Below are 3,619 nucleotides of genomic sequence, written 5' to 3'. Positions count from 1 at the left end.
CCCCCTTCGCGTACCCCCTCGTCTCGGCCGGTGCACTGGGCCACTCGGGTGACACGCAATAACCAAGCGCGCCGTTGGCAGTTGATCAGCTCGTCCCGCCGGGGGCAGCCATCCCAAGCAACAGTGCGACAGAAGGAACCACCTCATGCTGAAGAAGTTCATGGCCACCACTGCGGTCACCGCCTCCGTGCTGGGCTTCGGCGCCGCGGTAGCCGCCCCGGCGATGGCGATCGGCAACGACAACGGCATCAACACGGTCAACGGCAACGACGCCTCGCAGATCTACGGCAACCAGGAGACCGAGGGCGCGATGAGCCCGCAGCTCAGCCTGGTCCAGGGCTCGCTCAACAAGCTCTGCGTCGGCCTGCCGGCGAAGGTCAACGCCCAGTCGCTGCTGGCGGTCATCGCCAACGTCGGCGTCCAGGACATCAACGTCCTGCACAACCCGATGAACCAGCAGTGCACCGAGAACTCCACCCAGGCCAAGGGCGACGACTCGGCCTCGCACATCCTCAGCAACATCCCGGTCCTCTCCGGCAACGTCTCCGCCGGCAGCTGACCACTCCCGGACGACCGGCAGGGGGGCCGGGACGGCGCCGCCGGGGGCGGCGCCCCCCCGGTGGGGGGAGGACCAAACAACAATTTATTACAACTCGAGGCGCCCCCCGCCCCGCCCCGGGGGGGGGCCCCGCTTCGGCGTCTACGACCAGCCCGGGTCCTGGGGGGTGGGGGTGACCGCCGACCAGCCCGGGTCCTTCGGACCTGCGGCGAGCTCCTGGGCCTGGCCGGCGGTGCTCGTGCCGATCACGGCGATCAGAGCGGCGGCGGTGACGGTGATGAGGGTGATGAGCTTGCGACGCATGGTGGGGATGCCTCTTATCGAGCCGGTGGGGACGGGGGCGGATGGCCGGATCTCTCGTTCCGGCGTGCCGCCATCGTGCCGAGCACCGCAGGGCCGTGTCGCCGGTTTCCGCTGGCACAAACAGCTCTGACATAACCGTGCCAGCGGGCCGGTTTCCAGGGCGAGTTGGCCCTCCCGGCTGTCCGCGTGATGGACGGTGTTTGTGCAGACGACGGCTGCTATGGACAATCCAGGGTGCAAGATCGGCCCTCGGAGGGCCGCATGCCGCCAGCGTTGTCGGTCCAGCTGTGTTGCCGCTCCGAACCGCGAGCTGGGGGGCTCCTTTTGTTGGTTTCGCTTGGGCTGACGGAGCGCTCCGACGCGCTCTACCGCCTCATCCTGAGACGGCCGGATCTCGCCGTCGCCGATGTCGCCGCGGAACTCGCGCGGTCCGAGGACGACGTACGCGCGGACCTGGAGGAGCTGACCCGGCTCTCCCTCCTCGCACCGTCCTGGCGGACCGACGGACGGCTGCGGGCGGTGAACCCGAAGGCCGCGCTCGATTCGCTGCTCGCCCACCAGCAGGCGGAGATCGCCCAGCGGCACCGGGCCCTCGCCGAGAGCCAGGCCGCCGCGAGCGCGCTGCTGTCCCAGTACGCAGAACTGCATCCTGCCCAGCCCGCGCACGAGGCCGAGCGGTTCCTCGGCGTCGAGGCGGTCCGGGCCAAGCTGAGCGAGCTGTCCGCCCGGACCCGCCGCGAGTCGATCAGTTTCCACCCCGGCGGCCCGGTGCCCGCCGCGCAGTTCAAGGCCAGCGAGCCGCTGACCGAGGACCTCATCGCGCGCGGCGTGAAGATCCGCACCATCTACCAGGACGCCATCCGCAACGACCCGGGCAGCCTGGAGCACGCCCGCTGGCTGACCGAGCGGGGCGGCGAGGTGCGGACGGTTCCCTCGCTGCCGATGCGCATGGTCATCACCGACCGGGAGTTCGCGCTGATGCCGATCGACCCGGCGGACAGCGCACAGGGCGCGGTGCTGCTGCGCGAGCCGGGCGCCGTCACCGCCTTCTGCGCCCTGTTCGACTCGGTGTGGGAGACGGCCACCCCGTTCGGCGAGCCGCCCCGGCGCAGCCTGGAGGACCCCGGCTCGCAGCCGCGCGAGCTGCTGCGCCTGCTGGCCCAGGGCTACACCGACGAGGCCGCCGCACGCCGGCTGGGGATCTCCCTGCGCAGCGAGCGGCGGCTCATCTCGGAGCTGATGGAGAAGCTGGACGCGCAGAGCCGCTTCCAGCTCGGGCAGCGCGCCGTGGAGGAAGGCCTGCTCTGACGCGGTTCAGCAGCCGCAGGCGGCGCCCGCCGCGACGGGGGCCGTCAGCGGGTCCGGCGCCGAGCGGCGGGTGCCGGACGAGTCCTCCACCGGGAAGCCCTCCCGGGACCAGTACTCGAAGCCGCCGAGCATCTCCTTGACCCGGTACCCGGCGCTGGCGAAGGCGTACGCGGCCCGGGTGGCGCCGTTGCAGCCGGGGCCCCAGCAGTACGTGACGACCACGCTGCCCGCCGGTACGAGTGCGGCGGCGCGGGCCGGGATCTCGTCCGTGGGCAGGTGGACGGCGCCGGGGACGTGGCCCTGCTCCCAGGCCTCGGCGCTGCGGCTGTCGACGAGGACGAAGCCCCCGGCGCCGGACTCCACGTCCGCGTGCACGTCGGCGACGTCGGCCTCGAAGGTGAAGCGGCGGTGGAAGTGGGCCGCGGCGGTCGCCGGGTCAGCGGGCGGGACGCGCAGCACCTTCGAGGACGAGGGCGCGGTCCGAGCGGTCTCGGTGTCGGTCGCGGTCGTGGCCGGGGCCGTCGTGGTGGTCATGGTCGGTGCTCTCCTTGGGACGGGGGCGGCGCAGGGCCGCCACGGCGATGACGGTGTACAGGGCCGCGGTGGCTGCACCGGGGCCGAGGAGCAGGACGGACAGGCCCCCGTGGGCGGCCCGGCCGAGGGCGAGGGCCCCGAGGGCGATGAGGGCCGCGCCGAGGAGGCCGCCGCGCCGGGTCCCGCCGGTGAGCTCGGTCCAGCGGGCGGCCGTGGCCCGGAGGTTGGTGCGCACGTACGTCCAGCAGACCGCGGCCGAGCCGAGCCCGAGGGCGGCCGCCGCGACCGGGTGCGCAGCCGGCGCGGGGGGCTGCGGGGCCAGCAGTACGGCGTACAGCGCGGCCGCCAGCGCGATGCCCAGCAGCGTCCCGCCGAGCGCCCGCCGCCGCGGCAGGGCGGGCACCGCCCCTTCGAGCCCGACCCAGCCGAACAGCAGGGGCACGGCCGGCAGCGGCGCGCTCCAGCCGCCGGTCCCGGCTCCGGGCAGCGGCCCGCCCAGGGCCCGCCAGGCGACGGCCAGGGCCAGTACGGCGGCCAGCCGCAGCCGCTGCCCCGCGGGGGACGGCGGGCGCGGGGCGCACCGGGCGTAGGCGGCGGCGGTGCCCAGGACGGCGGCGGCCACCGCGTACGAGCGCCAGCCCGAGTCGCCGGCGGCCGCGCCGGCCCCGCGGACGCCGGCGGAGGCGAGGGAGCCGAGGGCGCCGGCGGCGAACTGCGCCGCGCCCAGGGCCACCGCCGCCTGCCCGGTGGCGAAGCCGCCGAAGTAGAGCGCGGTGACCGCCCGGGTCGGTCCCGGACCGAGCCGGCCCCGGACGAAGGCCACGGGCCCTGAGTCGGCCGTACCGCCCGCGGCGGCGACCAGCAGGCACCAGGCGGCCAGCACGGCCGCCACGGCGATGCCGGTCCCGGGGGCGG

Annotated in this window: 4 protein-coding genes and 1 pseudogene; 2 read left to right on the top strand and 3 right to left on the bottom strand. The window is 74.7% G+C overall.

The genetic code is table 11. From position 1 onward, the window contains the following. The first annotated feature begins 145 nt into the window (after positions 1–145). Positions 146–559, top strand: a complete 414-nt coding sequence (locus ACFXA3_RS38555) for a rodlin (RefSeq protein WP_385195360.1) — start codon at positions 146–148, stop codon at positions 557–559. Between the two features lie 141 nt (positions 560–700). Here ACFXA3_RS38555 and ACFXA3_RS38550 read toward each other — a convergent pair whose 3' ends face one another. After that, a complete protein-coding gene (locus ACFXA3_RS38550; RefSeq protein ID WP_385195357.1) occupies positions 701–862 on the bottom strand; it encodes a hypothetical protein in 162 nt (53 codons plus the stop codon). A 324-nt stretch (positions 863–1,186) separates the two neighbouring features. On the opposite strand from ACFXA3_RS38550, the gene ACFXA3_RS38545 reads away from it, so the two are divergent. Further along, on the top strand, positions 1,187–2,170 hold the full coding sequence (locus ACFXA3_RS38545; protein ID WP_327284146.1) for a helix-turn-helix transcriptional regulator: 984 nt from the start codon (positions 1,187–1,189) through the stop codon (positions 2,168–2,170). A gap of 6 nt (positions 2,171–2,176) precedes the next feature. Here the strand turns inward: ACFXA3_RS38545 and ACFXA3_RS38540 are convergent, their stop codons facing one another. Next, on the bottom strand, positions 2,177–2,704 hold the full coding sequence (locus ACFXA3_RS38540) for a rhodanese-like domain-containing protein (protein WP_385195354.1): 528 nt from the start codon (positions 2,702–2,704) through the stop codon (positions 2,177–2,179). Then, positions 2,607–3,619 (bottom strand): annotated as a pseudogene (locus ACFXA3_RS38535) (hypothetical protein); the annotation flags it as partial. The pseudogene ACFXA3_RS38535 and the gene ACFXA3_RS38540, both read right to left, overlap by 98 nt.

It is taken from the genome of Streptomyces sp. NPDC059456 (genome assembly GCF_042750055.1).
In the GTDB taxonomy this organism is placed as follows: Bacteria; Actinomycetota; Actinomycetes; order Streptomycetales; family Streptomycetaceae; genus Streptomyces.
Note: the sequence above shows the minus strand (reverse complement) of the source record. Positions and strands in the feature narration are given on the sequence as shown.